The organism is Paenibacillus violae, assembly GCF_032461945.1.
GTDB classification, from domain to species: Bacteria; Bacillota; Bacilli; order Paenibacillales; family NBRC-103111; genus Paenibacillus_E; species Paenibacillus_E violae.
In genome coordinates this window covers 98,379-124,934 of sequence record NZ_JAWCUD010000002.1, presented here as the reverse complement: position 1 = coordinate 124,934, position 26,556 = coordinate 98,379, and the positions used below count along the sequence as shown (strand labels likewise).

General features: G+C 45.6%; 31 protein-coding genes and 1 pseudogene. 28 read left to right on the top strand and 4 right to left on the bottom strand.

The window, feature by feature from the left end; translation table 11 throughout:
- Positions 1-3 precede the first annotated feature (3 nt).
- Positions 4-486 (top strand): DUF2975 domain-containing protein, encoded by a 483-nt coding sequence (locus tag RQP52_RS07540; RefSeq protein ID WP_315950584.1) that lies wholly within the window; start codon positions 4-6, stop codon positions 484-486.
- A 10-nt stretch (positions 487-496) separates the two neighbouring features.
- Positions 497-709, top strand: coding sequence for a helix-turn-helix domain-containing protein (locus tag RQP52_RS07535; protein ID WP_315950582.1), 213 nt, complete (start codon positions 497-499; stop codon positions 707-709).
- 62 nt (positions 710-771) lie between these two features.
- Here the strand turns inward: RQP52_RS07535 and RQP52_RS07530 are convergent, their stop codons facing one another.
- On the bottom strand, positions 772-1,389 hold the full coding sequence (locus tag RQP52_RS07530; protein ID WP_315950580.1) for a TVP38/TMEM64 family protein: 618 nt from the start codon (positions 1,387-1,389) through the stop codon (positions 772-774).
- A gap of 204 nt (positions 1,390-1,593) precedes the next feature.
- Between RQP52_RS07530 and RQP52_RS07525 the strand changes: the two genes are divergently transcribed.
- From RQP52_RS07525 to RQP52_RS07450, 16 genes and pseudogenes are all read left to right on the top strand, one after another.
- Complete coding sequence (locus RQP52_RS07525; protein ID WP_315950578.1) at positions 1,594-2,532, top strand: aldo/keto reductase family protein; 939 nt, start codon at positions 1,594-1,596, stop codon at positions 2,530-2,532.
- An 82-nt stretch (positions 2,533-2,614) separates the two neighbouring features.
- Positions 2,615-3,128: pseudogene (locus RQP52_RS07520) on the top strand (alcohol dehydrogenase); the annotation flags it as partial.
- 435 nt (positions 3,129-3,563) lie between these two features.
- On the top strand, positions 3,564-4,079 hold the full coding sequence (locus RQP52_RS07515) for a nucleoside deaminase (RefSeq protein WP_315950576.1): 516 nt from the start codon (positions 3,564-3,566) through the stop codon (positions 4,077-4,079).
- Between the two features lie 78 nt (positions 4,080-4,157).
- Complete coding sequence (locus tag RQP52_RS07510; protein ID WP_315950575.1) at positions 4,158-5,189, top strand: helix-turn-helix transcriptional regulator; 1,032 nt, start codon at positions 4,158-4,160, stop codon at positions 5,187-5,189.
- 50 nt (positions 5,190-5,239) lie between these two features.
- Positions 5,240-6,034, top strand: a complete 795-nt coding sequence (locus RQP52_RS07505; protein ID WP_315950574.1) for an SDR family NAD(P)-dependent oxidoreductase — start codon at positions 5,240-5,242, stop codon at positions 6,032-6,034.
- A 123-nt stretch (positions 6,035-6,157) separates the two neighbouring features.
- Positions 6,158-6,577: an HIT family protein gene (locus RQP52_RS07500; protein WP_315950573.1), complete on the top strand. Its 420-nt coding sequence runs from the start codon at positions 6,158-6,160 to the stop codon at positions 6,575-6,577.
- A 148-nt stretch (positions 6,578-6,725) separates the two neighbouring features.
- On the top strand, positions 6,726-8,108 hold the full coding sequence (locus RQP52_RS07495; RefSeq protein ID WP_315950571.1) for an FAD-binding oxidoreductase: 1,383 nt from the start codon (positions 6,726-6,728) through the stop codon (positions 8,106-8,108).
- Positions 8,109-8,126: 18 nt separating this feature from the next.
- Positions 8,127-9,074, top strand: coding sequence for a helix-turn-helix transcriptional regulator (locus RQP52_RS07490; protein WP_315950569.1), 948 nt, complete (start codon positions 8,127-8,129; stop codon positions 9,072-9,074).
- A 56-nt stretch (positions 9,075-9,130) separates the two neighbouring features.
- The gene (locus RQP52_RS07485) at positions 9,131-9,613 is read left to right on the top strand and encodes a GyrI-like domain-containing protein (RefSeq protein ID WP_315950567.1); all 483 of its coding nucleotides are present in this window, start codon (positions 9,131-9,133) and stop codon (positions 9,611-9,613) included.
- Between the two features lie 115 nt (positions 9,614-9,728).
- Positions 9,729-9,914 carry a hypothetical protein gene (locus tag RQP52_RS07480; RefSeq protein ID WP_315950565.1) on the top strand — a complete coding sequence of 62 codons (186 nt, stop codon included), beginning with the start codon at positions 9,729-9,731 and terminating at the stop codon, positions 9,912-9,914.
- A 149-nt stretch (positions 9,915-10,063) separates the two neighbouring features.
- Positions 10,064-10,378 carry an AAA family ATPase gene (locus tag RQP52_RS07475; protein WP_315950563.1) on the top strand — a complete coding sequence of 105 codons (315 nt, stop codon included), beginning with the start codon at positions 10,064-10,066 and terminating at the stop codon, positions 10,376-10,378.
- Positions 10,375-10,569, top strand: a complete 195-nt coding sequence (locus tag RQP52_RS07470) for a hypothetical protein (protein WP_315950562.1) — start codon at positions 10,375-10,377, stop codon at positions 10,567-10,569. The genes RQP52_RS07475 and RQP52_RS07470 overlap by 4 nt, the downstream gene beginning before the upstream one ends.
- Before the next feature lie 92 nt (positions 10,570-10,661).
- Entirely contained in the window at positions 10,662-11,213 is a 552-nt protein-coding gene (locus tag RQP52_RS07465) for a DUF1349 domain-containing protein (RefSeq protein WP_315950560.1), read from the top strand.
- A gap of 27 nt (positions 11,214-11,240) precedes the next feature.
- Positions 11,241-11,702: an SMI1/KNR4 family protein gene (locus RQP52_RS07460; RefSeq protein ID WP_315950559.1), complete on the top strand. Its 462-nt coding sequence runs from the start codon at positions 11,241-11,243 to the stop codon at positions 11,700-11,702.
- A 290-nt stretch (positions 11,703-11,992) separates the two neighbouring features.
- Positions 11,993-12,337, top strand: a complete 345-nt coding sequence (locus RQP52_RS07455) for a hypothetical protein (protein ID WP_315950558.1) — start codon at positions 11,993-11,995, stop codon at positions 12,335-12,337.
- Between the two features lie 21 nt (positions 12,338-12,358).
- On the top strand, positions 12,359-14,671 hold the full coding sequence (locus RQP52_RS07450; protein ID WP_315950557.1) for a BclA C-terminal domain-containing protein: 2,313 nt from the start codon (positions 12,359-12,361) through the stop codon (positions 14,669-14,671).
- A 228-nt stretch (positions 14,672-14,899) separates the two neighbouring features.
- Here the strand turns inward: RQP52_RS07450 and RQP52_RS07445 are convergent, their stop codons facing one another.
- A complete protein-coding gene (locus RQP52_RS07445; RefSeq protein WP_315950556.1) occupies positions 14,900-15,385 on the bottom strand; it encodes a heme-degrading domain-containing protein in 486 nt (161 codons plus the stop codon).
- A gap of 231 nt (positions 15,386-15,616) precedes the next feature.
- On the opposite strand from RQP52_RS07445, the gene RQP52_RS07440 reads away from it, so the two are divergent.
- The 4 genes from RQP52_RS07440 to RQP52_RS07425 all read left to right on the top strand — a co-directional run bounded on the left by RQP52_RS07440 (position 15,617) and on the right by RQP52_RS07425 (position 17,823).
- Positions 15,617-16,252: a 2OG-Fe(II) oxygenase gene (locus tag RQP52_RS07440; RefSeq protein WP_315950555.1), complete on the top strand. Its 636-nt coding sequence runs from the start codon at positions 15,617-15,619 to the stop codon at positions 16,250-16,252.
- Positions 16,253-16,443: 191 nt separating this feature from the next.
- Positions 16,444-16,992, top strand: a complete 549-nt coding sequence (locus RQP52_RS07435; RefSeq protein WP_315950554.1) for a nucleoside/nucleotide kinase family protein — start codon at positions 16,444-16,446, stop codon at positions 16,990-16,992.
- 70 nt (positions 16,993-17,062) lie between these two features.
- Positions 17,063-17,518, top strand: coding sequence for a DinB family protein (locus RQP52_RS07430; RefSeq protein WP_315950553.1), 456 nt, complete (start codon positions 17,063-17,065; stop codon positions 17,516-17,518).
- A gap of 2 nt (positions 17,519-17,520) precedes the next feature.
- A complete protein-coding gene (locus RQP52_RS07425) occupies positions 17,521-17,823 on the top strand; it encodes a hypothetical protein (RefSeq protein ID WP_315950552.1) in 303 nt (100 codons plus the stop codon).
- A 76-nt stretch (positions 17,824-17,899) separates the two neighbouring features.
- Here the strand turns inward: RQP52_RS07425 and RQP52_RS07420 are convergent, their stop codons facing one another.
- Positions 17,900-19,186 carry a galactokinase gene (locus RQP52_RS07420; protein WP_315950551.1) on the bottom strand — a complete coding sequence of 429 codons (1,287 nt, stop codon included), beginning with the start codon at positions 19,184-19,186 and terminating at the stop codon, positions 17,900-17,902.
- 217 nt (positions 19,187-19,403) lie between these two features.
- Between RQP52_RS07420 and RQP52_RS07415 the strand changes: the two genes are divergently transcribed.
- From RQP52_RS07415 to RQP52_RS07400, 4 genes are all read left to right on the top strand, one after another.
- Positions 19,404-20,333: a hypothetical protein gene (locus tag RQP52_RS07415; protein WP_315950550.1), complete on the top strand. Its 930-nt coding sequence runs from the start codon at positions 19,404-19,406 to the stop codon at positions 20,331-20,333.
- 23 nt (positions 20,334-20,356) lie between these two features.
- Entirely contained in the window at positions 20,357-20,602 is a 246-nt protein-coding gene (locus RQP52_RS07410; protein ID WP_315950549.1) for a sensor histidine kinase, read from the top strand.
- A gap of 37 nt (positions 20,603-20,639) precedes the next feature.
- Positions 20,640-21,257 carry an RICIN domain-containing protein gene (locus RQP52_RS07405; protein ID WP_315950548.1) on the top strand — a complete coding sequence of 206 codons (618 nt, stop codon included), beginning with the start codon at positions 20,640-20,642 and terminating at the stop codon, positions 21,255-21,257.
- 79 nt (positions 21,258-21,336) lie between these two features.
- A complete protein-coding gene (locus RQP52_RS07400) occupies positions 21,337-22,353 on the top strand; it encodes a peptidylprolyl isomerase (RefSeq protein WP_315950547.1) in 1,017 nt (338 codons plus the stop codon).
- Here the strand turns inward: RQP52_RS07400 and RQP52_RS07395 are convergent.
- Positions 22,340-23,800, bottom strand: coding sequence for a flagellar hook assembly protein FlgD (locus RQP52_RS07395; protein ID WP_315950546.1), 1,461 nt, complete (start codon positions 23,798-23,800; stop codon positions 22,340-22,342). The genes RQP52_RS07400 and RQP52_RS07395 overlap by 14 nt on opposite strands.
- A 241-nt stretch (positions 23,801-24,041) precedes the next feature.
- Here RQP52_RS07395 and RQP52_RS07390 point away from each other — a divergent pair, with 241 nt between their 5' ends.
- A complete protein-coding gene (locus tag RQP52_RS07390) occupies positions 24,042-24,497 on the top strand; it encodes a VOC family protein (RefSeq protein ID WP_315950545.1) in 456 nt (151 codons plus the stop codon).
- 158 nt (positions 24,498-24,655) lie between these two features.
- Positions 24,656-26,503 (top strand): S-layer homology domain-containing protein, encoded by a 1,848-nt coding sequence (locus RQP52_RS07385; protein WP_315950543.1) that lies wholly within the window; start codon positions 24,656-24,658, stop codon positions 26,501-26,503.
- Positions 26,504-26,556 lie beyond the last annotated feature (53 nt).

Here is a 26,556-nt window from a genome sequence, read left to right as displayed (position 1 = left end):
TTAATGAAACGGGGAACAACACTTTTTTTGAAGATAGCAGTTATTCTTATTGGAATTCCTATTCTTGCTTTGTGCATATTTTTAGTGCCTAAGTTCGGGAATTTTGCTGGAGGATTATATCCAGATTTCGCTTATATGAAACCACTCGTATTAACCGATATGTACGCGGCAGCGATACCATTTTACATTGCTCTGTATCAGGCTTTTAAACTGTTAAGTTATATTGATAAGAACCAAGCGTTCTCGGAATTATCCGTAACGGCTTTAAAGAATATAAAATACTGTGCCATTACAATCAGTGCTTTGTATCTACTAGGTATGCCACTTTACTATCTCATTGCGAGGAGAGTTGACCCTCCAATAATCACAGTCACCGGGTGGGTCATTATTTTCGCTTCTATCGTGATTGCCGTTTTCGCTGCAGTTCTTCAAAAACTTTTACAGGAAGCAATTCATATAAAATCTGAAAATGATTTAACAATCTGAGGTGAATAACATGGCGATTGTCATCAATATTGATGTGATGTTAGCAAAACGGAAAATGAGCGTAACGGAGCTTGCGGAGAGGGTCGGAATTACGATGGCTAATCTTTCCATCCTGAAAAATGGGAAAGCAAAAGCGGTTCGTTTTTCAACATTAGAAGCGATATGTAAGACTTTGGATTGTCAGCCAGGAGATATTTTGGAGTACAAAAGCGAGAAAAACTGAAATTAAGAAACGGCAGCCGTTGGGGCCGCCGTTTTCTTATTTACTACCTGAAACATGGTTGCTTAAACCCATCGTTTCTTGAGCCAGACGCGGTATATGACATAGACGGATACCAAAAAAAGGACATACACGCCGACGGACAAAACGAGCTTGCTGGTGCCAGCAAATAGATTGCTGCCGATGAACGCAAACAATAGCATTGCAGGAATTTTGCCCAATGCGGAGGCTACGGCGAATGTAACGACGGGAATGGAAGTAATGGCAGGAATGACATTCACGACAGCCTGAGGGATAACCGGGATCAGTCGTGCTAGCAAAATCGTCAGGAACGGATTTTTTTCTATCGCAACTTGGAGCTTTTCCAGCTTTTCATACTTGGACAAGTAAGCACGACCCTGTTTTTGAAATAAGTAGCGTGTGAGCCAAAATACAATGACAGACGCGACTGAGGCAGCAGTCCAACTGATCAAAGCGCCCATCAATGGACCGTACATAAACCCGAGCAAGCCGATAACTATTTTGTAAGGGATGATAGGTACGATAATAAAACCGAGCGCGGCCAAAAAAATAAGCAGAACGGGCGCATCTCCATGCTGCATCCAATTCAAAATTTCGTCCTTGAATACATAAGTAGTGAATATGAGCACGAGGTACATGCAGATGGTCAACCATTTCTTCATTTGGTGAGGTGTCTCCCTTGGTCTGAATCTTTCATCTTGCCTTGCTAATTATACTTAGTGTAACACAACCATCCCATTTTCAAAGAGTTTACTTACTATACTGTCGTAAAGTATGTAAATAAAATTTCAGTACTTTTAAAAGGATACGGAGTGTTTTATCATTAGGGGGACAAGTCAGCAGATCACAATGGAGGGATTGGGCACATGAAATACCGGAAATTAGGCAAATCGGGACTAAAGGTTAGTGAGGTTAGCTTAGGCAGTTGGCTTACATATGGCGGTTACGTTGAAAAGAAAAACGCAGTAGATTCCATTCACAGCGCATACGATCTCGGTATCAACTTTTTCGATACAGCTAATGTGTATGAACGTGGAGAAGCTGAGAAAGTGGTAGGAGAGGCGCTCAGCGGTTACTCCCGCGATTCCTATGTACTTGCGACAAAAGTGTTTTGGCCTATGGGGTCTGGTCCCAATGACCGGGGATTGTCCCGTAAGCATGTTTACGAGCAATTGCATGCCAGCCTTAAGCGTCTGAATACGGATTATGTCGATATCTATTATTGCCACCGCTTTGATCCAGAAACTCCTGTAGAGGAAACGCTTCGCACCATTGATGATATGGTGAGACAAGGCAAAATTTTGTATGCTGGAGTCAGCGAATGGACAGCTGTACAAATGGCGGAAGCACTAGCAGTAGCAGATAAATATTTGCTTGATCGCATCGTCGTCAATCAACCAGTCTATAACATGTTCAACCGCTATATCGAAAAAGAGGTAATTCCGCTTGGCGAACAGAAAGGCATCGGCCAAGTCGTATTCTCGCCACTTGCGCAAGGTCTTCTCAGCGGGAAGTATACTTCGATCTCCGAAATTCCTGCAGATAGCCGTGCCGCCAAACTGGAAGGTATGAGAAACGGGATCACAGAGGAGAAAATCGCCAAAGTCGGACAGCTCAATGGCATTGCTAAGGAGCTGGGAATCTCTGTAGCCCAACTCGCATTAGCTTGGATTTTGAGACAGCCTAATGTTGCGAGTGCGCTCGTGGGTGCAAGCCGTCCAGAGCAGGTAGAGGAAAATGCGAAGGCATCTGGTATCGAGCTTTCATCGGATGTACTCGATAAAATTGAAGCTATTTTGGCTTAAAAAATAAACTTTTGGTACAATATGAAAGAAACTTGAAACCGGCCTCAATGGCCGGCTTTTTGTTTTTAATTGATTATTTGATATCGAGGAGAAGCATGGCTTTGAAAGCAGCCCTAAAGACGTGTTGAAAGTCGCTTATAAAAACATACGGCCCCCAGAGGATAACGAAGTCCTTGTGCGAATGTTGGCACGACCGATTAATCCATCTGATTTGATACCGATTAGAGGTTCTTACTCAATTGCGGGGAGAAGGAACGTGGCAAGAATTTGTTAAAACATCAGCTGGCTTCGCCGTGCCCATTCCTAGCTCCATTGATCATTTTACTGCTGCCCAGCTATATATAAATCCAATTACAGCATGGGTTATTTGTACGGAAGAGTTGGCATTAGAACCGGACGATGTATTGGTAGTTAATGCGTGCGGCTCTGCGATCGGGCACATTTTTGCGGTTACGAGAAATCATAAGTATACGGAAGCTTTACTTAGTCTTGGTGCCGCTTCTGTCATTAAGACCTCTGAAGTCCCCTTACAGAAGACCCTTATGGATTTAACGAATGGACAGGGTGCTGATGCAGCCATTGATTCTATAGGAGGAACCAGAAAGTATCGACAGAAACTTGGAAAGAGACATTCAATCGTTTGATCACGTTACTAATTGAGAAAAAAATAAAACTTATGGGGACTGATTCTCATTACGATTTGAGTTTGCGTTCGATGTGGTGCAGAGCAGAGATTATTGGCTTCCATTGGTATCAGAAACCCACACGATGCCTCTGTAAGTTGAAATAGGTACCAATTGACACCCTGAGGAGAAATCCACTTTTCAAAAGATAGCGCTTTTATTGCATTTGCTTACTCCCCGCGCCAAGCCAGTCCTGTGAATAGCATTCCCACAGCAATGATAATCTTCATATCTATTACCATCATTTCACACACCTTTCATTTTTTTACTGAATGATTGTATAGACAGGAATTGCTGGATGCATATCGAAAGTTTAAAATACAATTGTTTTTAAAAGGGGACTAGCTCATGCTGGATGATCGTAAATTTTTATTGGAGGCATTTCTTGAAGCTGAGAAAGCCAAAGAGGCAGGTACCTATCCGATTGGAGCAGTAATCGTGGATTCTGACGGTAAGATGATTAGCAGGGGACATAATAAGGTCTTTACGCTAATAGATACAACCGCTCACGCTGAGGTCGATGCCATTAGAAACGCTGGAGCAAGAATGCTCGATGCTGAGACCAAGAAATTTCTAAAAAAAAGCTATACCCTGTACACTACTTGTGAGCCTTGTCCCATGTGCAGTTGCACAATTCTGTTAACTTTCAGTATTAATCGGGTCGTTTGGGCTGCAAATGATCGAGACATGGGGGCGATGAGAAAGTTTGTAGAAGGACCGCATTTTCAAGACCGTTTTAGCAAAATTTCTATTGAAGCAGCACCTTACAGGGATTTAGAGATTCGTCAGACCAAAATGCTTGCTGAGTGGTCTATAAAAAGAGGGTATATAGATACCCACTGGCAACATGATAATGATGATTAGAAGTCATGGTAATTATTTTAACCCTATTTTATTATAGGAGGTAAAACCGCACATTGCATACCACCCTGGAGGTGAACCATGAAGAAAGTTACTGCAGCCGATCGAGTGAAGCTCGCGCCAGGGTTCTGGTCCAGTCTGCTCTTCATAGGGATATCCCCTCAAGAAGTAGCTCGGCATGCCCGTCTACCTCTGACTATTATCAATGACCCCGTCATTACGACGGCCCAATACTATGCGATCTGGCAAGCTTATGCCGAACTTGTTGGCGATGCCGCCACGTCTATCGTCAAATTGGCCACTGCATTCGAGACAGCGCAATATCCACCGGCCGCTTTAGCAACCTTCCATGCCCGAGATTTCCGAGATGCTCTTACGCGAATGTCTCGTTACAAACAAATGTGTCCTCCCGAAAACTTGTGTTTGCGTGAAGAAGGAGAACATGTTGTCGTCGAACTGGATTGGCAGCATGCCGTTGAGCCTGGACCGCCGGTACTGGTAGGCATTACACTTGCTTATCTCCTGGAACTCGGACGACGAGGAACCGGACGTCCTCTCCAAGCTCATTCTGTTGAGCTCGTCCATGATATAGGCAACTCGAAAGTTCTCGAAGATTTTTTCGGCTGCTCTGTTCGGGTAGATGCCTCTGGCAACCGGCTTACGCTATACGGTAGTGATCTGGAACGTCCTTTTGTTTCTTATAATGCAGAACTTCTCGAGATTCTAACTCCTACTTTGGATCGTCATTTGGATGAACATCAGAGCAAACGTAAGATCAGCAATAAAGTAAAATGGATTCTGTCGCGCTGCCTTTCGCGAGGGCGTATCGACATTCAAACCGTAGCTAATGAGTTGGGAATGAGTGATCGCAGCTTGCAGCGACGTTTGACAGAAGAAGGAACAAGCTTTAAGCAGTTGTTGGTGCAAACCAGGCATGAGCAGGCACTCAATTATTTGGTAGACCCGTCGCTGGAGATCAAAGAGATCGCTTTTCTCGTCGGCTACGAGGATCAGAATTCATTCTACCGGGCTTTCCGTTCGTGGGAAGGAGAAACTCCCGCCAATTGGCGTATTGCGCAAGAACATTGGCGTTCCTCGCTAGTTACCGAATAGACGAAACCAGCTATCATAATCTGTATTCACAACATAAGGAGTGTAGACAGATGGATATGGGTTTAAGAAATAAAACGGCATTAGTGACGGGCTCTACCAAGGGAATCGGTAAGGCGATTGCTTTAGAACTTGCCAATGAAGGTGTTCATGTTCTCATAAATGGCAGGAGCAATGAAGAGGTTGAGCTTACAGTGAAGGAGATTCAGGCGAAATTTCCTAACACTCAGCCTAAAAGTGCCGCAGCCGATCTTGTAGATGCGCAGCAAAGAGAAGCTTTATTCACGAGGTTCCCCCAAGTCGATATCTTGGTCAATAATATGGGCATCTACGAAATTAAGTCCTATGATGATTTAGATGATGCCGAGTGGGAGAAGTACTTCCGCACGAACGTGCTTGTCGCGAACAGTTTGACGAAGTTGTATCTGCCTTCCATGTTAAGCGGCGATTATGGGCGCGTCCTCTTTATCGCAAGTGAGGAAGCCATCATGCCTTCGGGATTGATGCCTCATTACGCTATGACCAAATCGATGCTCCTCTCGTTGTCCAAAAGTCTGTCAAAGCTGACCAATGGATCAGAAGTCACCGTGAATACGATCATGCCCGGGCCGACGCTCTCCGAGAATGTACAAATGATCATCGAAAGCATGTATTCGAACGAAGAGATGACCTTCGAGGCGAAAGAGAAGGATTTTATGGCGAAGAATTTGCCGCAATCCGAAATCCAGCGGTTCATACGACCGATAGAGATAGGTAGACTAGCTACATTTATCTGTAGTCCGTATGCCTCCGCGTTCAAAGGCTCGCCTATCCGAATGGATGGGGGAATGGTACCGACAATATTTTAATGAACAAACTCTGTGTAAGTAGACAAGCCTGTCGTAGACATGGAAATTATATACATGGGAATATAGGATTGGTATAATATCGTTATCCTTTTATTCCATTTCTATCGAACAGGAGTGTCAGACATGAGTTCAATTTGCAATTACTGCAGTAAAAACGAAGCACTGAACAATCTTATGATCGAAATCGGCCAGTTACGTGTATCAACCTTGTATTTATTTAAGGAACAGACGTACCGGGGGCGCTGTATTGTCGCGCTGAACGAGCATGAAACAGAGTTTTTTCATCTGCCACAGGAGAAGCAAGACGCTTATATGCGTGATGTAGCGCAAGTGGCAGCAGCGATTGAAAAAGCGTTCCAACCGGATAAAATTAACTACGGTGCATTTGGTGATACAATGCCGCATGTACATTTTCACATCGTACCGAAATATAAAGATGGCTACACCTGGGGAAAAATGTTTGAAATGAACCCAGCGGGAAATCTTCTTCTAACTGAGGAACAATACGGGGCACTTATTGATCAAATCAAAAGCCATCTCTAAATGTTCGATCCGCAGAAATTGCGGATTTTTTATTTTTCGGAATATTACGATTTAAACAAGGTATTTGCCGTTACTAGGACAGGTGTCCCTACATAGACATATGCTGATGAGAAAGGTATATGCCATGAACAGGGATGGTGTAAAATAGATGACCCAAAGCCGGAAAAAAGCAGGTACACGATTAACCGGAAGGCTCGTATTTCCGGGGAATCCGACATACCATGCAGCCAGAATGGAGTTCAATAGACGCTTTTCCAAATTTCCAAAGGTCATTGTTTTTTGCAGGCGAACTCAGGATGTGATCAACGCAGTCAAATGGGCTCGCGAGCGGGGCGTACGGCTGCGAGTGCGCAGCGGCCGGCACAGCTATGAAGCGTTTTCGGCTGTCAATGGCGGAATTATTATCGATGTGAGCGAGATGGATAAAGTTAAGGTTGATCGGAAAAATAGGGTAGCCATTGTTCAAACGGGAAATCCACTTGCTCGTGTTTACAAAAAGCTGTGGATTAAGCGTGTCGCGCTGCCGGCTGGGACTGCGCCTGACGTAGGCGTAGCCGGGCTTACACTGGGCGGCGGCATTGGACTTTTGTCCCGGAAATATGGACTTACGTGCGATAACTTGAAACAAGTGAAGATGGTCGTAGCTTCGGGGCGGTATGGAGCAAAGACCATTGTGGCAAACAGGAGGCAGTATGCCGATCTGTTGTGGGCATCACAAGGAGGCGGGGGAGGAAACTTTGGCGTTGCTACAGCCTATACGTTTCGGGTTAGACCTATTTCAAAGGTTTCTATATACAGCGTCACATGGAATTGGAGCGATTTGGAGAAGGTGTTACCGGTTTGGCAGCGTTGGGCCCCATCCGTCACGAACCGCTTAACCTCAACCATCGAGGTGTCTGCCAAGCAGGTAGGTACTATTGTATCAACCGGGCAATTACTTGGAGGTGCTGAGGAGTTGCGCAGCTTGATTAGACCGCTCTTGCGTGCAGGCAATCCGGTGAAAGTGCTGGTGAAGACAGTGCCTTTCATTGAAGCAACTAAATTTTTTGCCGAATCGGACTTACATTTGGAGCCGAAATTTAAAATAAGCGGGGCTTACGGGTTTCAACCATTGCCTCGTGAAGGAGTGCGAATCATTCGTGACTTTTTGTCCAAAGCACCCAATAGGAATTCTACCGTGTGGAGTCAAAGCTTAGGTGGTGCAGGAAGCGCGGTGAGTCGAATATCGCCTACTGCAACGGCCTATCCGCATCGAAAAGCGGAGACCATTTATGAACTGTCAGCTCGCTGGAGGAATAACCGCGAGCAGCAACGGAATATTCAATGGGTGGAAAGATTCCGCAGAGCGTTACGTCCTTTTGTTAAGGGGGATTATGTGAACTTTCCCGATTTGCAGATGAAAAACTGGCCAAAGGCGTATTATGGTGTGAACTTAGGCAGATTGAAGCAGGTGAAACGAAAGTATGATCCTCATAATGTGTTTCGTTTTGCTCAGAGTATACCGGTAGGTAGTAAGGTAAGAAAACAATAATCTAGTGAGGTTTTTCGTATGAAAATTGACCGCTTGCTGGCCATGACGGTGCTGCTTTTGAATCGCGGGCGTGTCAGTGCCAAAGAATTGGCTGATCGTTTTGAAGTTTCGACAAAGACGATTTATCGTGATATGGAGACCCTGAATCAATCGGGTATTCCAATTGTGGCTTATCAAGGCATTTCCGGTGGATTTGAAATCATGGAACCTTACGCCATGGCTCGGCAATTCTTAACGCTCGGTGAAATTGAAGCGATCGTCGCGGCGGTAAAAGGGATACATACCGCCGTGGATGATCGTATATTTGATACTCTGCTGGATAAAGTAAAGGCGCTGCTCAGTCGAGTAGATCGCCTTCAAATGGAGCAGCAGGGAACAGGACTTGTTTTCGATTTCAATCCGTGGGGGCAAGGACCTGGTGCACGGGATAAAGTGAACAGCTTGAGGCAGGCGATTGAGCATACACGCAAGGTTAGTTTCAAGTACTTGAACATGAACGGTATGGAAAGTGAGAGAGTCGTCGAGCCTGCCGCATTAATTTTAAAAGGATACCTATGGTATGTACAGGCTTATTGCACACTTCGAAGTGAATTTCGAGTGTTTCGATTATCTCGTATACAGGAGTTGCGGGTGTTGGAGCAAACCTTTGTTAGAAAACAAGCCCCTTCGCTAGAGGGCTATGCGTGGGAGTCGGATTGGTCGAATACGAATATGGAAGAGATGACATTTCTATTCCATTCGAAAGTTCGGCATCGTGTGGGGGATTCCTTCGATCCGGGACAAGTTAAAAGACAGGAGGATGGTTCCTTACAGGTAAAAGGGCGCTTCGCCGAAGATGAATGGCTTTACAGCATGCTGCTGAGTTACGGTGAACATGTCAGAGTCGAAGCACCGATCCACGTAGCCGAAGAAATGGTAAATCGGGCACGAAAAATTATGGAGCTCTATCAGAAACTGGACAGATAGGTGTCCACGTTCTCCCTGTATATTGATGATAAATACAAGGAGACGAGGTTGAATTTATGCGTACATATATATCCGAGCAACCAGCAATAACACTAACAGGTGTTCAAGTACGAACAACAAACGCGGAGGAAGCGGGCCCAAATCGGCGATTGCCGAAACTATGGGAAACATATTTTCAAAGTCAAATCACGTCACAAACCCCGACAATCAATTCCCATTTGATCTATGCGCTCTATACGGATTATGAAAGTGATGCTACAGGCGCGTATACCACACTGATCGGGCACGAAGTAGCCAGCGTTAAGTTGCGGGATGAGGACAAGTTCCATACCGTTGAAGTGCCAGCGAGCAAATACTTGGTATTTACAACAGAAAAGGGCCCTGTTTATGAAGTGGTTGCACAGGCGTGGGGGAAAATTTGGGAATATTTTAAGGAATCAGAGGAAGTAAGGGCATTTACGGGAGATTATGAGCTGTATGACGCCAGAAATTTAGATCCCGAGCAAACACAGTTGCAGATTTTTATAGCAATTAAATAGATAAAAATGGCGCCTAATGTAGGACGTTCTTTTTATTGTTGAAAGATGCGATTTGCTTCTCTTTGTTTAGAATGCGATAATGTAAAAACACCAAATTTTAGGAGGTAAAAGAGCAATGAAATACATTGTTGATTATCAATTCACCAAACCTGATCAGGGGGTAAAAATAAACAAAGGATCCATTCAAATTGACATCGAGAGTGATGTGGAGTCGGAGATCATAGAAAAAGCCAAAGAGATCGTTATGGAAAAAGAAGGTGCGACAGAAGTGAAAGTAGGTTTAATAAGTCCGGAATGTTAGGCCGCTCATACGAAGCGGCTTTTTTAATGAATAAACACGAATGTACCACAGAGTGGGAACTCGCAGAGAATGTATTAGAAAGCGCTTTCCTGTCCCGGAATGTGCTACAATTACATAGACCATACTGGCGAAGGAGTTTAAAAAAAGCCATGGGCATTAGGGATTATCTAATTGAAGGCGTTTCCGGAACTGGTAAAACTTCGGTCTGCAATGAATTACAGCGGCGCGGTTACCATGCCATTCACGGTGACCGAGAATTAGCTTATCAAGGCGATCCAGAAACAGGTACTCGGACGGATGGTGTTACGCACGAGCACCATATATGGCACGTAGATAAAGTAAAAGATTTGGTCGCCAATCAAGATGAGGCGGTAACATTTTTCTGCGGTGGTTCCAGGAAGATTTCGAAATTCTTAGATTTATTTGACGGTGTATTGTCCTCGAGGTCGATCTTGACACATTGAACAGGCGGCTTGACAAACGACCGGAAAATGAGTGGGGGAGTAAGAAAGCGGAGCGGGAACTCATTGCGCGATTGCACCAAACGAAAGAAGACATTCCGGAAAACGGAATGATTATCGACGTTACTGCACCGATCACGGACGTCGTTGACGAGATCATCCGTCTAAGCGAAGCAAATAAATGCCAGGGGTAGAAGTTATTTAAACTATAGATGGGTGGCGATGGTTAGGTATGAACCTTTTTAATAGCTGCGTGGGGAAAAGTCTACATTCTTCCCTTCAATGGATGAATGAACCACATGAATGGACATTTTCTGAACAAAGTGCACTTATAATTACTGCGCCACCTCGTGCAGACTTCTTCCATAACCCAACAGAGGAAACGAGGAAAAATTCTGTTCCATTCCTGTACACGACAACAAGTGAAAATTTTATTTTAACCACTCGGGTTAGCGTAGACATACGTGACCGAAATGATTCCGCATGCCTGATGGTCATGGCAGACGAGAATAACTGGGCCAAGTTATGTTATGAAGATTTTAGAGGTCGACCTTCCATTATTAGTGTTGTAACGAAAGATATTTCGGATGATTGTATCGGTGACTATGTTGGAAATGTAAAACCTTTCTTCAGAGTGTCTCGATATGATAATTGCATAGCTTTTCATTATTCTCTTGATGGTAATGATTGGGCCTTAGTGCGTTATTTTGGAATGAAGAATAGTCAAAGGTTAAAAGTTGGTGTAGTTGCTCAGAGCCCAGTTGGTGAAGGATGTGTAGTGAAGTTCGATTACTTACAGCTCTTTCCCAATACGAATAAAGATGTAAATAATATTTGATTACCCCTTAAGGAAGTAGGTTGGTTAGTGAGACGGGAACATTTATTAAAGCTCCTGCAAGAGAAGGAATTGTACACGGATCGTCCTTTCGATGGGTGTAGCGAAGCAGAGATAAAGCTACTGGAGCAAGAAATGGGAGTCAGGTTACCCGAGTCCTATCGTCATTATTTACTTGCAGTCGGCCATTATTCGGGAAGATTGTTCCAAGGCACAGACATGCAATTCTCACAACTAAAAGAACTTCAGGATGAGGCAAATGAGTTATTACGAGAGAATAATAACCCGGTCGTGCTGCCTGCTAGCGCTTTTGTATTCTCTATTCATCAGGGCTATGAAATTAGATTTTTTAATTTGGATGAAGGGGATAATCCTCCTGTCATGGAATGGTACGAGGGAAGCATGAAGGGGATAATTAAGCTCTATGATTCATTTGAAGAGTTTCTTGCCGATTCGATATATCAGCATTCAGTTATAAAGTGGCTTGATTAGACTAGGGAGCAATAGTGAATAATAATTAAACACATATACGAAAACACCAAAGTCAGAAACTAGAAGCTGCCGTGAGAACGGGCAGCTTTTTCGCGTTGTTTAGCAACTAGTTTTGATAGGATTTACTTTGGAATTTACCACTTTGTGGAAAAATTTAGGTAGTTCTTTCTTTTAAGTCCAAGCGATCTCTTAAGAATTTGCATAGTTTAGAAGTAGTATTTACTAGCTAGTAGATATATTCTGCAAACTAGAGTTAATTTCAACCATATGAATAGGAGGGAAAAACATAAATGGCTGTCTTATCAAGCGGTCCGATAGAAAACAATGCTATCAGCGGTATGAGGCCCACTCAACAGGTAACTATATTAATAGATAATAGCGATACTGTTAATTCTGCAACTCTTATCATACAAGGATATATCTTAAATGGCACGAGAACGCTATATGTACTTGACGTTTTGGATGTCTTTCCAAATCAAGTACTAACCAAAAATTACTTTGCAAATTTCGATAGATTTGAATTCATATTTACAACAGGAGGCACCGCTGCAGATCAGACTGGAGTCTCTGTATGGGGGAAAAATGCATCCGGACAGTTAGTTACAGCACATCTGCTTGTTACATCTGAACTTTAAAAATTGGAGGTTATCTATTATATGGCTATTTTATCGACTGGACCTATTGATAATAGTTCTGTCAGCGGAGTTAGACCAACTCAGCAAGTATCGCTCATTATTGATAATCGGGATACCGTCAATTCTGCTTCTGTGGTCATTCAGGGTTATGTTTTAGACGGCACAAGAACGTTATATGTTCTTGATGTATTGGACGTTCTACCAAATCAAGAGATAACTAGAAATTACTTTGCTAATTTTGATAGTTTCGAATTCGTATTTACAACAGGAGGTACCGCTGCAAAACAAATCCAAATTTCTGTTTGGGGAAAATCGGCCTCAGGAGAAATAGTTACAGCGCATCGGATTGTTTCATCTGAACTCTTTGGAGATAACACAGGAGCTACAGGACCTGCAGGAATTACAGGTGCAACCGGGGCAACAGGAACTACAGGTACTACCGGAGCAGCAGGAACAAACGGTGCAACAGGGGCAACCGGTGCAGCAGGAGCCGCCGGTGCAACAGGGGCCAGAGGTGCAACGGGTGCTACGGGTGCAGCAGGAACAAACGGTGCAACCGGTGCTACAGGCGCAGCAGGAACGAATGGTGCAACCGGTGCAACGGGTGCAGCAGGAGCCGCCGGTGCAACAGGGGCTAGAGGTGCAACGGGTGCTACGGGCGCAGCAGGAACAAACGGTGCAACTGGCGCTACGGGCGCAGCAGGAACAAACGGTGCAACCGGAGCTACGGGTGCAGCAGGAACGAACGGTGCAACCGGTGCAACGGGTACAGCAGGGACAAACGGTGCAACCGGTGCTACGGGTGCAGCAGGAACAAACGGTGCAACCGGTGCAACGGGTGCAGCAGGGACAAACGGTGCAACCGGTGCTACGGGTGCAGCAGGAACGAATGGTGCAACCGGTGCTACGGGTGCAGCAGGGACAAACGGTGCAACCGGTGCTACGGGTGCAGCAGGAACAAACGGTGCAACCGGAGCTACGGGTGCAGCAGGAACAAACGGTGCAACCGGTGCAACGGGTGCAGCAGGAACGAACGGTGCAACGGGTGCTACGGGTGCAGCGGGAACTAATGGTGCAACGGGTGCTACGGGTGCAGCGGGAACTAATGGTGCAACGGGTGCTACGGGTGCAGCGGGAACTAATGGTGCAACCGGTGCTACGGGCGCAGCAGGAACGAACGGTGCAACCGGCGCTACGGGTGCAGCAGGAACAAACGGTGCGACGGGTGCTACGGGCGCAGCAGGAACAAACGGAGTAACAGGGGCTACAGGTGCAACAGGGGCTGACGGTGTAACCGGAGCTACGGGTGCAGCAGGAACAAACGGTGCAACCGGTGCAACAGGAGCAGACGGTGTAACCGGAGCAACGGGTGCAGCAGGAACAAACGGAGCAACCGGTACTACGGGCGCAACAGGAACAAATGGAGTAACAGGTGCAACAGGAGCTGACGGAGCAACCGGTGCTACAGGCGCTACAGGCGCAGCAGGAACCAACGGTGCAACAGGGGCTACAGGTGCAACAGGAGCCGACGGTGTAACCGGAGCTACGGGTGCAGCAGGAACAAACGGTGCAACGGGTGCGACAGGAGCAGCAGGAACAAACGGAGTAACAGGGGCTACCGGTGCAACAGGGGCTGACGGTGTAACCGGAGCTACGGGTGCAGCAGGAACAAACGGTGCAACGGGTGCGACAGGCGCAACAGGAGCTGACGGTGTAACCGGTGCTACGGGTACAGCAGGAACAAACGGAGCTACCGGTGCTACGGGCGCAACAGGAACAAACGGAGTAACAGGGGCTACAGGTGCAACAGGGGCTGACGGTGTAACTGGTGCTACGGGTGCAGCAGGAACCAACGGTGCAACTGGGGCTACCGGTGTGACTGGAGCTACAGGCACTACAGGTGCAACTGGTGCCACAGGTACAGCTTTCACGAACATTAACAGCTTTGCCGCGAATACGGCTGGTTCCGTTATCGCTGTTGTCCTTGGCGGAACTAACGTTCCACTCCCTAACAATCAACTGCTTAATGGCGGCATTACTGTCAACGGCTTAAACGATACATTTACGGTGCCGTCAGCCGGAGACTATATGATTTCGTATCAAGTAAATGTTACGGCCGCTTTGTTGGTCAGCACGCGATTGTTAATTAACGGAACACCATCTACGCCTACCATTATTGCACCTGTAGCTTCTGTATCTGAATTTAATAACTTGGTCATATTGAGTCTAGCTGCAGGTGACACAATCACACTTCAATTATTTGGATTACTCGGTGCCGCGACGTTGCTTAGCGGGGCTGCTGGCGCTGCTCTGACCATCATTAAGGTCTCTTAATTTCGTGTCATTTAGAAGCTTTTCCAGCCAAATATCATTTTAGGATTTATGTAATCTTCTAGGCTCTTTCGCTTCCCTAAGGGAAAACGGAAGAGCCATTTTTCATTACAAAAAGATTCGTTCTCGATTCGGGAAAATTTGAAAAGGCCAATCTGCCTTGGCAAACTGACCTTGTAAGTTTTTTTCCTTTTTAGCTGAAGCACTTGCAATTCGAACCTTTTCCAATGATTATTTTCCCAAAAGTAATTCCTTTAATACGGAAGTAATCATGTTGTGATCTTCTTCACCAGGCAGTCCTGATACCGAAATTGTGCCTACAATACCTTCATCCTTCAAAATTAACGGAAAGGCGCCACCCTCAGCCTTGTAATCATTCGGATTGAGGCCGGAGGCTTCCACTGTCGAAGCGGTCGATTTCAGTAATACGTGTATGTAATAGGAACTATGCCCAAAATGTTGGACAACGTTATTTTTCCATGTCACCCATTCGTCGTTATTTGAAGATGTGCCGTTCATTCTGCTGTAAAATAACAGCTCATTGTTTTTACGAATATTGACGACGATTGCTTTATTCTCTTTCATTGCCTTTTCAATAATCCTGTTCCCAACCCTGTAAGCAGTCTCATTCGTAAAAACGGAAAACTGGAGATCTATTTCTTCCTGTAGCAAAGTCATTAGTAAATCGTCGTATTTATCCAGAGTGAGCACATCCATTTCAAATAAATTATCATTTCCTGTTTGATATTATACACGCAAAGGATAGTTTTTAACTAGAAGTTATACGGAATTTAAAAATATAATAGAAAGCTTCGTTTGTTCTAAAATAAAGCGTAATAGAATAATTTTTATAGAATATGAGGAACATCTGATTCCACGAAGAACTGTTTAAATCGACTGACATCATGCAGAGTACTTCCTCAGTAATCAATAATGGAGGTTGCAACGATGGCCATTATAGAGCAGACGATTTTTAATTCATTTGGAAACAAAATTATTACTAAGGACAGAGAGATTCCTATTGTCGGCAGAATGGATGAACCGCTTATTTTAATTTTGGACAATGTATTAAGCTACACAGAGTGTGACGCTTTGATAGACTTAGCTAATAATAGAATGAAAAGAGCTAAAATCGGCAAGTCTCGAGTAGTAAGCGATATTAGAACAAGCAGCAACATGTTTTTTGAGGAAAGCGAAAATGAAATGATTCAAAGAATTGAGGCCAGAATTTCTGAACTCATGAATATACCGATATCACATGCGGAACCGCTGCAAATTTTACAATATAAAGTAGGGGAGCAGTATCATCCTCATTTTGACTATTTTACATCCGAAAATGTTGTTAACAATCGGATCAGCACTTTGGTGATGTACTTAAATGACGTGGAAAAAGGCGGTGAAACGCATTTCCCATCGCTTCGTTTCTCAGTAACGCCGAAAAAAGGTAGTGCCGTCTATTTTGAATATTTTTATAATGATAGTCGCTTAAATGAACTAACATTACACGCAGGAAATCCAGTTGAAGTCGGGGAGAAATGGGTAGCGACCCAGTGGATGAGAAGACAGAGACATCGCAACGTTTAAAGAAAGAGAGTGGAGTTTGCAGCGATGCAGCTCCTTTTTTATTTTTTAATACAAACATGCCGTAGAATGCCGTTTAGGAGAAGAGCAATACAACATTTTAAAGATACCAACATCTGGTATAATAGGGTTGAGATATTGCACTGAAAAACGATTTTCTTTGTGGAAGATTGTCAGAATTTTGGAGGTCCATTATGAACGTGAAACCTCATGTAATTTCAATTGCTGCTATATCAGGAGGTGGGAAGACTACCATTACCAATCAGTTACTAGGTAAATTGAATAATTCAAAAGCATTGTATTTTGATGAATATGACTTTAAAGATTGTCCTGAAGACATTTGTGATTGGGTTAGTAGAGGAGCTAATTATAACGAATGGAATCTGGCCCCTTTAATTAAAGACATCCAAGAATATCTTAAGAATGAATCTATTGAATATATCCTTCTGGATTATCCATTTGCATATTTAAATGATTCTATGAGTGGATACATTGATTTAACAGTTTTTATTGATACCCCATTGGATATCGCGATGGCGAGAAGGATTTTACGAGATCAAAGTGAGAACTTGGTTTATGATTTGAATAGTGACTTAAACAACTACCTAGTCCGTGGAAGAGATGCTTACTTAGAAATGCAAAAAAACGTAAAACCGAATTCTGACATTGAAATTAATGGATTGTTGCCTGTTAATTTGATTGTCGATCAATTACTAGTAGAGTTGAGACACATAGGATTGTAAGTACAGGGCGTTACGCTAACGGATATAAGCAGCTTCAACTAATCCGTGAGACGAACAGGAGGAAACAAATATGAAAACAATTAAGTGCATGATGGACCATCTTTACTGGGCGGACGGACGCATCTTGGACGCGCTCGAGGAGAGTGAGACGAAGAACAAGGACCTGTTGAAGCTGGTTCGGCACGTCGCGGTCGCGGAACGAGTCTGGCTGTCCCGATTGCAGGGCAAGGGCACCACACAATATTTACTCTGGGAAGAAGCGGAAAATCTGGAGGAGATCCGGACGATGTTCGAAGAAAACGCCGAGCAATATCGCGTCTATGTTGAAGGGCTCGAGGAATCCATGTTGGACGAGATGATCGACTATGCGAACCAGAGCGGGGTTCCGTTCAAAACGTCAATTAGGGACATTCTATTGCAGGTCCTCTTACATGGTCAATATCACCGGGGACAGATCAACCGGGCACTTCGGATTGAATCAGCAGAGCCTGCCCAAGTCGATTACATCACGTTTGCGAGGCTATAACAGTGCCTAACAATGAAGTGAAGACATTGAGCGAAAGCAGAATCTTTACTATTGATTGTAAGGATGTGTATCTTAAAGAGTACACGTTTGATGATCTCGATCAATTTCATTCTTTAATCTGGCAACCTGAAATATATGAGTACTTGCCTGGTTGGAGCGTATCTAAAGAGCGACGTAAAATATGGTTGACGGATTATGAAATAATACAAAAATGCGGGTTTAATTTTCAAAGCGTTATTGAAATAGATAACGAGAGTTATAATTACTACAAGCTTGATAAAAATGAGTGGAAAGCTAAGGTTTAATTCATTTGCATGCTCCCTTAACGATAGACAACCTCTCGTATAAGGGAGCATACAATTGACCATTAAACCCTCGAATCTACAAGAGTGTATTCAAACAGACCGCTCCGATTTCACGTACGCTGATCTTGAACAGTTCCGTCCCAGTCGTACGCCCGATTAGTTCCCGATATTCCGCTACTGCCGCATGTGGCAGAACGGCGAGAATGACGCCTGCGAAACCGCCGCCATGTACTCGGCAAGCACCGTCGCCCAACTTGTTGATGAAACGCTCGGTAATGGCGAGTGTAAGTGCAATCCCCTGTTCACGGGATACCGATTCTTGGTAGATGTTCTGCAGCCATTTCCACGAGGAATTACCTGAAGCAGTAATATATTTCAGCACGTTCTGCCATTCGCCCGCCATAATTGCCTCTACCTGCTGCCCAACACGGTCATTTTCATCCAGATAATGGAGGACCCGCAGCACCGCGCGATCTCCGGCAGTTTCGCGGAGTTCCGCGAGCCGGTCATAGATCATCTCTGCCGTCAAATCGCGGCATACCTCTGCACCAAAGGCTTGTGCTACCGCCCGCATCTCGTTCGGAATTGATGCATAATCCTTCGTGAGATCAGCATGATTACCGCCTGTACTGACAATGACAAGGCTGTAACCTGCTGCTTCAAAGGTACCTGGAACACGCTCAATCTGAGGTTCTGCCGGATCTTTGAAATCGATTGTGATCATGCCACCGTGCGAGCAAGCCATCTGGTCTAGCATTCCTGACGGCTTGTTCCAATAAAGATTTTCAGCATACTTGCCAATGCGCGACATCATGACCGCATCCATATCTCCGTTGTTATAAAACGTACTAAGCATTTGGCAGATCAGAATTTCGAAAGAGGCCGAGGAACTGAGTCCTGATGCTGGAAGCACGTTACTGCTGATGCTAGCATTAAATCCGCCAATTTGATACCCGTGCTGTTGGAAACCATGTGCAATACCGCGGATCAAAGCAGCCGTCCCACCCTCGCCAGACTTAGGTGCTAGATCATCCAAATGGATGACGGACATGCCCGGATACCCTTCGGAAATGACCGAAATAACTCCAGTGTCTACGGTTGCTGCAGCCGCAATCGTATCTAACTGGATACTAGCTGCCAATACTTTTCCATTGTTATGGTCTGTATGATTGCCGCCTATCTCAGTACGCCCCGGAGCACTGAAGTATTTCAACGACTCCTTATCTCCATATTGCGCACGATATCCTTCCATACACTTCCGGTATCTGTCAATTTGTCTCTCTCGTTCTTCGCTTCCGTACATTTGGTCCAGTAGCTGTTGTGCCTGAAGCGAATCAAAAAACTGCTCGAAATGATCGTTCATTTGAATGTTCCTCCTGGTTCTAACTGTTTGAATAGTAATTATCATACCCATTGTACCGAAAGACAGCGCTCTCAGATAGATATTTATGAAAGAAATCGATCTTTATCAATTTCTTAGCTTCATATCTAATCAGAATCCATGGACAGGTTTGAAATTTTTCGATAAAATGCTCTGAAAGGTTTTTGCTCCTACCACCTAGTAGAAGGGGAAGTGCTGGATGAAAGGCAGTTTGAAGAAGCTTCCCATTGCTTGGCAATTGACCTTGCTGACTTCGCTCATTGTCATTCCCATGCTTCTAATCATGGTCACGAATTATTTCCGCTCTGTCGAGGTGGTAAAGCGTGACAACAGCAATTATGTACAGGGAGGCATCTCCCAGTTGAAGCAGACCATTGCGGCCAATAGCGAATACATTATTCGCATTTTGGATACGGTTGCTTACAATGGACAGACGGTTCAAAACTATTTTTACGTGACAGATCCGGTTGAGAAGTTTGAAGCGTACACGCAATTGAGGAATTATTTGTCGGATATGATGGGCATTAAGGATGGTCTGTTGGACATCATGCTGGTCGGGAGAAATAACACGAAAGTCAACATTCAAGGCAATCTGAATGATCTGATGCCAATTGTCGATGAAATCCCGGACCAAACACTGTTCTATTATGCGGGCTACAGAGAGATTGATTTCGTGGCAAAAACAATGCCAGTTCTTGTTGTAGGAGCGCCCGTGTATTCTACAACGGAGTTTAGTGAAGGCAACAAACGTCTAGGTACGGTGCTGATGACAATTTCGATTAAGTCTTTGTTTGATGTGAATTTTCCAGACAAGCTATTCAACGGGGCGAAGGTGTATATGTCGGATCGCATGGGGCATGTTTTTTTTACCAATGATCCATCCACGCGGCTTGGCAGCCTTATTCCCGAACAGGTATTGGCGGGTTCGAACCGAAAATATCTCGTTCAGAAAGATAGCATTCCCGATCTGGGAGGGGAAATTGTCATCGAAATACCTAACGAAATCTTGCTCAGGGGTATCAATGATATTCGCAAGCAGCAGTTGATTCTGGTCGCAGTAGCTCTGCTTTTGTTAATTGTGCCGCTTCTTTTTGTTATCAATAACATCCTGCAGCCGCTAAAAAAATGATGCGCCTGATAAATGAGATGCGTATGGGGCAGAAAAATCAATTAAGCAAGCGCATTCAAGTCGGCGGCTACGCGGAAATGACGGTGATGACGACGCGTTTTAATGAAATGATGGCTGAGATTGAGGAATTAACCGAACACTTGGTTGAGGGCAAACGCTTGCTGTACGAGTCTGAACTGGTGAAACGAAGAGCGGAGCTTGCCTATTTGCAAAGCCAGATTAATCCTCATTTCCTCTATAAGCAATCATCCTTCTTCCGAACCCAATGAGACGCACAAACTAACTTCCGACCCTGCATTTGTAAATGTGGGATCAGGGAATCTTGGACGCACTTCATTAAACGGGTATAAGTTGCTGCAAGACTCTCCGGCGATCGGTTCCGGCGTGTTCGTCAACAATAACAGCGGCAAAGATTTCTGGGGCAACTCCGTGGCGTCCAGCGGATCGACAAATCGAGGGGCCTATAATGGTGCGGGCATTGCCAGCGGATTCACATCTTCCTATTACAAAATCATCAGCAGAAACAGCAGCAAAGCCTTAAGCATTCCGGGAAGTTCCAATACCGATGGTGTTCAACTGCAGCAGCTTGCTTATACCGGAGGGGACAATCAACTGTGGCAAATTGCGTATGTAGGCGGCGGTAATTATAAAATAGTCAGTAAGCTAAACGGTAAAGCGATTGATATATCCGGGTATTCCACCACGGACGGGGCTTCAATTATTCAATGGCCATATAGTGGAGGAGACAATCAGCAGTGGAAACTTTCCGCTGCATCCGCTGAGGGCTATTACAAACTCATTAGCAAGCTAAGCGGAAAAGCCGTCGATATTTCGGGGGGCTCGACAGCCGATGGCACGCCGATCATTCAGTGGCCGTTTAGCGGCAGCTACAATCAGCAATGGGAGCTTGTCCCAGTGTCATAACGCAAGCGAGCACCTAAGGGCTCTCCGTTCAGCTTGGCGGGGAGTCTTATTTTTCTAAGGGAAGGGAAGTGGTTCAGGCATGAAGGCTACTAAGCGAAACATATCCGTGCAAGTTAGCCGTATTTTTCTGGGATTACTTGTTCTCACTTCTTGCACTACAAGCGTTCCAGCTGATCAGGGTGAAACGTCGTCGCAGGCCGGTCGTTTACAATCGGAAGTCCGAATTGTAGCAACCGTCAACGGCGAGCCCCTGACGATGGAAGAGTATGGGCTTGCGAGGCGGCTATCCACTCCCCAAACCGGGTCGCAGGAGGGACGGAAGGCCGATGAACTCGAGACGGCCATTCAGGTAAAGGTCTTGCAGCTGGAGGGGGTGAAGCAGGGACTGCTCGCATCCGCTTCCTTCGCAGATTTCCATGCCCAACTAGACAAGGAAAACGAGCGGAGAGCGCAAGCAGCAGAACAAAAGGCAGTCATCTATGGCCCCAAGCGATTTTCGGACCAAACGTTCTACGCCGATGAGTTCGCCCAATTGGAAAATGGCTTAAAAAGAATGGCCGCACAAACGATGGACACATCGGAAGAAGCCCTGCAGCTAGCCTATCAAAGGGACTTAGCGGCGTATACGATCCAGCCAACCATCCGGTTGAAAGTCTGGAAACTGCCGATCAGCTCAGAGGCAGGAAGCGATTTGAAACGCATGCAGGCGCTGCACAAGGAAGCAGTCTCCGGCGCCAAACTTGAAGTAATTGTCAATGCAGCGGAAGCTGCGCCGATACAAGTCATCGACGAGATGATAACTGAGGAGAATAAGCGCAGCTTATTGAAATATCGGGAAGCCGTATTCGAGCAGGCGAACCGATTGCATCCGGGCGAGTACAGCCCTATTTTTGTCGATCAGAGCAGTTATGTCATGGTCTATTGCGACAGTCGGCTTGAGGAAGGAGTCAAAGCCTTCGCGAAGGTTCGGGATGAAGTATACCGCAAGCTCGTTGACCAAAAGTTTCAGTCACACTGGGATCAGCTCCGAGCAGCGGCAGATGTTCAAGTGAATGCTGCTGAGCTCGGCAGTCAGGCAACTTTCACTGAGCGCTGATTCGCAGCGGGAAGCTTGTAAGCATCGCACTCTTGGCGTCCTCGTGCTGAAGCGTGCCATTTTCGCCATCCTTCGTGTAGCTGATGCTCATCGGAAGTTTGATTTCAACAGAATATTCGCCAAAAGGGACTTGCTTCCCGTCGAAATCTTTCTGATCCCAGATAAAGTCAAACGAATGTACTTCGCCGCTTGCCAATTTCGCATCAGGCGAATCGATTTGACCGGACCAAACAAGCGTCAACGAACCATCTGTCTTGTCCCGACGGGAGATGTCGATTTTGAAGGCAGTTGGCTGCATTGTTAACACCTCCTCACTCCCATTCCGGAATATGAATTCAATACCGACTTGTTTTCCATAAGGTTGAAAAGCTTCACTAGAGATATTACCGGCCTCGTTCTTAACATGAACCGTCAAATCAAACGGATAATTTCGCGACCCGGATCCGAGTTCAGTAATTGTTTTCGTTTGATTGATTACTGTAATCGGTTTTACCTCTACCTTCGTTGGAGGAACGTAAGCATCAGGATCCTGGTCCTTTTTCACAGCGTATATCCATGAATCACCGAGCCACGAACTATGAATATGATGCCAGCCGCTTCCATGCTCGAAAGTATTAATGGTTTGAGGAGCAAGTGAGCCAAGTACGCGGGCAGCCTTGTTAGGATGTTCGTAAACAACCGCCGTTTGGTCTAATCGAAGCGTCGTTTCTTCGCTGCGTAAGTCCGCAGGATTTCCGACTTTCGGGTTTACCCAATGGGGGCCATCCCAAGTATCCACATAGTACCAATCGTTCCATACAATTTTGGATGTGAACCATTGCGGGGCAAGCCAGCCTGCCACATGACTGCCTGCGTCTGGCGAATCGAACATTGGAGAAGTTGTCGGTAGTTCAAACGACATGCCTGAGCTGTTCGCACCATATGTCTGCACATCGTCAATGATGGGGTGCTGCGGACGCATCCACCGATAGCCGAGCCAGGTTTGAATCAAATAATTGCCATCATCGGCGTACAGGACGCGCAGCAGTTGAGGAGAAACGGAACCCGCGCTTCGAGCGCCAGAGCTGTGGCTCTGGTCATTATAGAAGTTCTCCTTACCGGTCAACAGGAGATGTTGATAGTAGTCTTCCCGAAACTCGGGATTTTGCAGGTGAACCCAGCGATCGCCGTCAGTCGTCTTAATTTCGAACCAGACAGCCTCATGAGTTTGAATCAATTTACGATCCCAGCTTGGTTCTGCCCCATCGACCTTTACGACTTGAGGTGAGGCGAAATATAGCCGCTGACCTTCGATCGAATCATACACTGGCGTAAGTTGTTCATTTAAAACGAGTTCAATCGGTAATGGAAGCAGCGCGGAATTCGAATCAGCGGCTTGCACACCTTTGTCGAGGACCAATCCGCTAAGCAGGATTAGGGATAGTAAAGTAAGCGTTTGTTTTCGCATACAAGGTTTCCTCCAATGCTCTTCAGAGTCGAATTACAGGATATATACATTAACGCAAGTGGGGATCAAATGTTTCGGCCATTTATTGATCGAAATTGGTTCCTAGTAGAAGATGAAAAGTATGCAATTATGCGAATAATAGCATCTGCGAGTTAATCGTTTGGAAGGAATTAGCATTTCTTGTTAGAATCAATATGAAGATGATCTGCTAATAAATTTATACATATAAGGAGATAAAACTATGGCAAAAAACAAATTATTAAGAATGGACAATGTTGGCATTGTAGTAGAATCACTTGATGACGCAATTTCTTTCTTCGAGGAGATTGGCTTGAAGCTGGAAGGGCGAGCTACAATTGAAGGTGAATGGGCTGGTCGTGTAACCGGGCTAGGTTCACAGTGTGTGGAGATTGCTATGATGATTACCCCAGATGGCCACAGCCGAATTGAACTTTCGCGATTTCTCACCCCACCTACGGTATCAGATCACCGAACTGCTCCTGTAAATGCCCTCGGTTATCTGCGCGTCATGTTCACTGTTGAAGGCATTGACGAATTGGTATCCAGACTAGTCACTAAGCATGGTGCACAGCTCGTTGGGGAAGTTGTTCAGTATGGGGACTCGTATCGGCTCTGCTACATACGTGGAAAAGATGGACTTCTAATCGGTTTGGCGGAACAACTCGGGAACAAATAACGGGACGTCTCGTTCAATTCATTGCTTTTGGAAAATAATTAGGAAAAATCTCTAGAGAAATTCGATTGCACCCTCTCATAATTATCCACCCTGCCGAATTCATTTGATTGATCATTAGTTATCATGAATCATTTTAATGATAAGGGAGAGGGAACGGGATGTTGCATTCGAAAAAGGTAGTCGCAGCAGGACTTGCACTCGTCATGATGCTAGGCAGCGGTACGGCGGTAATGGCAGAAGGCTATAACAAAAACAAAGGCAAACACGATGACGATCGGAAGGGTAATAACAAGATCGAATTGCATTTGACGTTCAACGATTTGAAGAACTCGGAATGGGCGATGCGTTATATTGCCAGCCTTGCTTCCAAGCGGGTGTTTGAAGGCTATGACGACGGAACTTTTAAACCGCAGAACACGGTGTCCCGCATCGAAGCGATCACCGCGGCTGTTCGTTTAATGGGGCTGCGCGATCAGGCGGAATCGCCGGCTAAGATGAGTACAAAGCTAAATTTTAAAGATGCCAACCAAATTCCAGCATGGGCTGTCGGCTACGTAGCCGTCGCTCTGGAGAATGACCTGTTCTCCGAAAGCGATGACATGGTCAACCCGCAAAAAGTCAGCGACCGGCTGTGGGCAACAACACTACTGGTGAAAGCGTTGAAACTGGACGCCGATGCCAAAGCCAAGATGAATACGGTGCTACCGTTTACAGACGCTAAGCAAATTCCTGCAGGCTCAGTTGGTTATGTCGCTGTCGCGCGGGAGCGGGGACTTGTCGATGGCTTTGAAGACAATACCTTCAAACCGAACCAACCGGTAACGCGTGCACAACTTGCCGCGCTGTTGGATCGCGTCGGTGGACAACTGCCGGATCAGGACAACAACTCGTTGACAGGCACAGTGAATGCAGCTGTAACGGGCAGCACGCTGAACCTGACACGCTCGGGCAGCACGTATTCGTATGCGCTGCATCCGGAAGTGTTTGTTTACCGGAACGGCGCTAAAGTCAACGTTTCTGCGATTCAAGTAGGCGATCAAGTGAAACTCAGCCTCTTCAACAATCAGGTTGTGTTCATTGAAGTGACGACACCGGTGAACTCTAACCCGAATACGGTGCTATATAACGGTACAGTCAGTGTGCCGGTTACAAATAATACATTGACGATTACGAATGGCACGCAGTCATCTTCGATGACGCTTGATCCGAACGTTGTCGTGTACAGAGGCGGTACAAGAATCACCGCTTACGACCTTAGGGTGGGCGATGTTGTCAGCTTGAGCATTGCGAACAATCAAGTGACCTACATCTCCGTAACGACATCCGCCACACCTGTAACAAACAGCGGCACGGTCAGCGCGATTGTGAACGATAACGTACTGCAGCTGATGAAAGCAGGAGTGAACACAACGTATACACTGGATTCCAATGCTGTCATTTACCGCAACAATGTTCAAGTTAGCCGCTCTGCGCTGCAAATCGGGGACGTGGTGAACATCAGCACATCCAATAACTTGGTCACTTATGTTCAGGTGACACAGATGGCGCAAACGCTCAGCACTAGTGCAACACTGAACGCTGCGGTTTCCAACAATGTGCTGCAAGTGACTTCGACAAACAGCAGCAGTCCTGCCTACTACACGGTTTCTCCTGACGTGGTTGTTTACCGTAACGGAGTGCGCGCCACATTGTCAGATCTTCGCACCGGAGATGTCGTCAACTTGCGCACGTCGAACAATCAAGTGATTTACATCGAGGTTACGCGCAACGCAGGCGTTGACCAGTCGTTTGATATTTACGGGTATTTGAAAAGCACAACCGTTAACGCACAAGGTGTGATTGCGACGATTACGATCTCCCAAAACGTTAACGGCACTGATCAAAACACACTCTATAATGTATCGCCGAGTGTCAGCTTATCTGGGAACTTGGGCCTATTCAGTGAAGGCCATCTCGTTGAATTGATCGGTTCGAATAATCTCGTCACTTCGATCGTTGTGAAGTAAAACAGAAGGGCTGCCCAAGTGGCAGCCCTTTTTTCGATTCTAAAATATTCGAT

Excerpts from the sequence above, each read along its gene's own strand:
- RQP52_RS07540 (WP_315950584.1), top strand. The coding sequence starts at position 4 with ATGAAACGGGGAACAACACTTTTTTTGAAGATAGCAGTTATTCTTATT.
- RQP52_RS07535 (WP_315950582.1), top strand. The coding sequence starts at position 497 with ATGGCGATTGTCATCAATATTGATGTGATGTTAGCAAAACGGAAAATG.
- RQP52_RS07530 (WP_315950580.1), bottom strand. The coding sequence starts at position 1,389 with ATGAAGAAATGGTTGACCATCTGCATGTACCTCGTGCTCATATTCACT.
- RQP52_RS07525 (WP_315950578.1), top strand. The coding sequence starts at position 1,594 with ATGAAATACCGGAAATTAGGCAAATCGGGACTAAAGGTTAGTGAGGTT.
- RQP52_RS07515 (WP_315950576.1), top strand. The coding sequence starts at position 3,564 with ATGCTGGATGATCGTAAATTTTTATTGGAGGCATTTCTTGAAGCTGAG.
- RQP52_RS07510 (WP_315950575.1), top strand. The coding sequence starts at position 4,158 with ATGAAGAAAGTTACTGCAGCCGATCGAGTGAAGCTCGCGCCAGGGTTC.
- RQP52_RS07505 (WP_315950574.1), top strand. The coding sequence starts at position 5,240 with ATGGATATGGGTTTAAGAAATAAAACGGCATTAGTGACGGGCTCTACC.
- RQP52_RS07500 (WP_315950573.1), top strand. The coding sequence starts at position 6,158 with ATGAGTTCAATTTGCAATTACTGCAGTAAAAACGAAGCACTGAACAAT.
- RQP52_RS07495 (WP_315950571.1), top strand. The coding sequence starts at position 6,726 with ATGACCCAAAGCCGGAAAAAAGCAGGTACACGATTAACCGGAAGGCTC.
- RQP52_RS07490 (WP_315950569.1), top strand. The coding sequence starts at position 8,127 with ATGAAAATTGACCGCTTGCTGGCCATGACGGTGCTGCTTTTGAATCGC.
- RQP52_RS07485 (WP_315950567.1), top strand. The coding sequence starts at position 9,131 with ATGCGTACATATATATCCGAGCAACCAGCAATAACACTAACAGGTGTT.
- RQP52_RS07480 (WP_315950565.1), top strand. The coding sequence starts at position 9,729 with ATGAAATACATTGTTGATTATCAATTCACCAAACCTGATCAGGGGGTA.
- RQP52_RS07475 (WP_315950563.1), top strand. The coding sequence starts at position 10,064 with ATGGGCATTAGGGATTATCTAATTGAAGGCGTTTCCGGAACTGGTAAA.
- RQP52_RS07465 (WP_315950560.1), top strand. The coding sequence starts at position 10,662 with ATGAATGAACCACATGAATGGACATTTTCTGAACAAAGTGCACTTATA.
- RQP52_RS07455 (WP_315950558.1), top strand. The coding sequence starts at position 11,993 with ATGGCTGTCTTATCAAGCGGTCCGATAGAAAACAATGCTATCAGCGGT.
- RQP52_RS07450 (WP_315950557.1), top strand. The coding sequence starts at position 12,359 with ATGGCTATTTTATCGACTGGACCTATTGATAATAGTTCTGTCAGCGGA.
- RQP52_RS07445 (WP_315950556.1), bottom strand. The coding sequence starts at position 15,385 with ATGGATGTGCTCACTCTGGATAAATACGACGATTTACTAATGACTTTG.
- RQP52_RS07440 (WP_315950555.1), top strand. The coding sequence starts at position 15,617 with ATGGCCATTATAGAGCAGACGATTTTTAATTCATTTGGAAACAAAATT.
- RQP52_RS07435 (WP_315950554.1), top strand. The coding sequence starts at position 16,444 with ATGAACGTGAAACCTCATGTAATTTCAATTGCTGCTATATCAGGAGGT.
- RQP52_RS07430 (WP_315950553.1), top strand. The coding sequence starts at position 17,063 with ATGAAAACAATTAAGTGCATGATGGACCATCTTTACTGGGCGGACGGA.
- RQP52_RS07420 (WP_315950551.1), bottom strand. The coding sequence starts at position 19,186 with ATGAACGATCATTTCGAGCAGTTTTTTGATTCGCTTCAGGCACAACAG.
- RQP52_RS07415 (WP_315950550.1), top strand. The coding sequence starts at position 19,404 with ATGAAAGGCAGTTTGAAGAAGCTTCCCATTGCTTGGCAATTGACCTTG.
- RQP52_RS07410 (WP_315950549.1), top strand. The coding sequence starts at position 20,357 with ATGGGGCAGAAAAATCAATTAAGCAAGCGCATTCAAGTCGGCGGCTAC.
- RQP52_RS07400 (WP_315950547.1), top strand. The coding sequence starts at position 21,337 with ATGAAGGCTACTAAGCGAAACATATCCGTGCAAGTTAGCCGTATTTTT.
- RQP52_RS07395 (WP_315950546.1), bottom strand. The coding sequence starts at position 23,800 with ATGCGAAAACAAACGCTTACTTTACTATCCCTAATCCTGCTTAGCGGA.
- RQP52_RS07390 (WP_315950545.1), top strand. The coding sequence starts at position 24,042 with ATGGCAAAAAACAAATTATTAAGAATGGACAATGTTGGCATTGTAGTA.
- RQP52_RS07385 (WP_315950543.1), top strand. The coding sequence starts at position 24,656 with ATGTTGCATTCGAAAAAGGTAGTCGCAGCAGGACTTGCACTCGTCATG.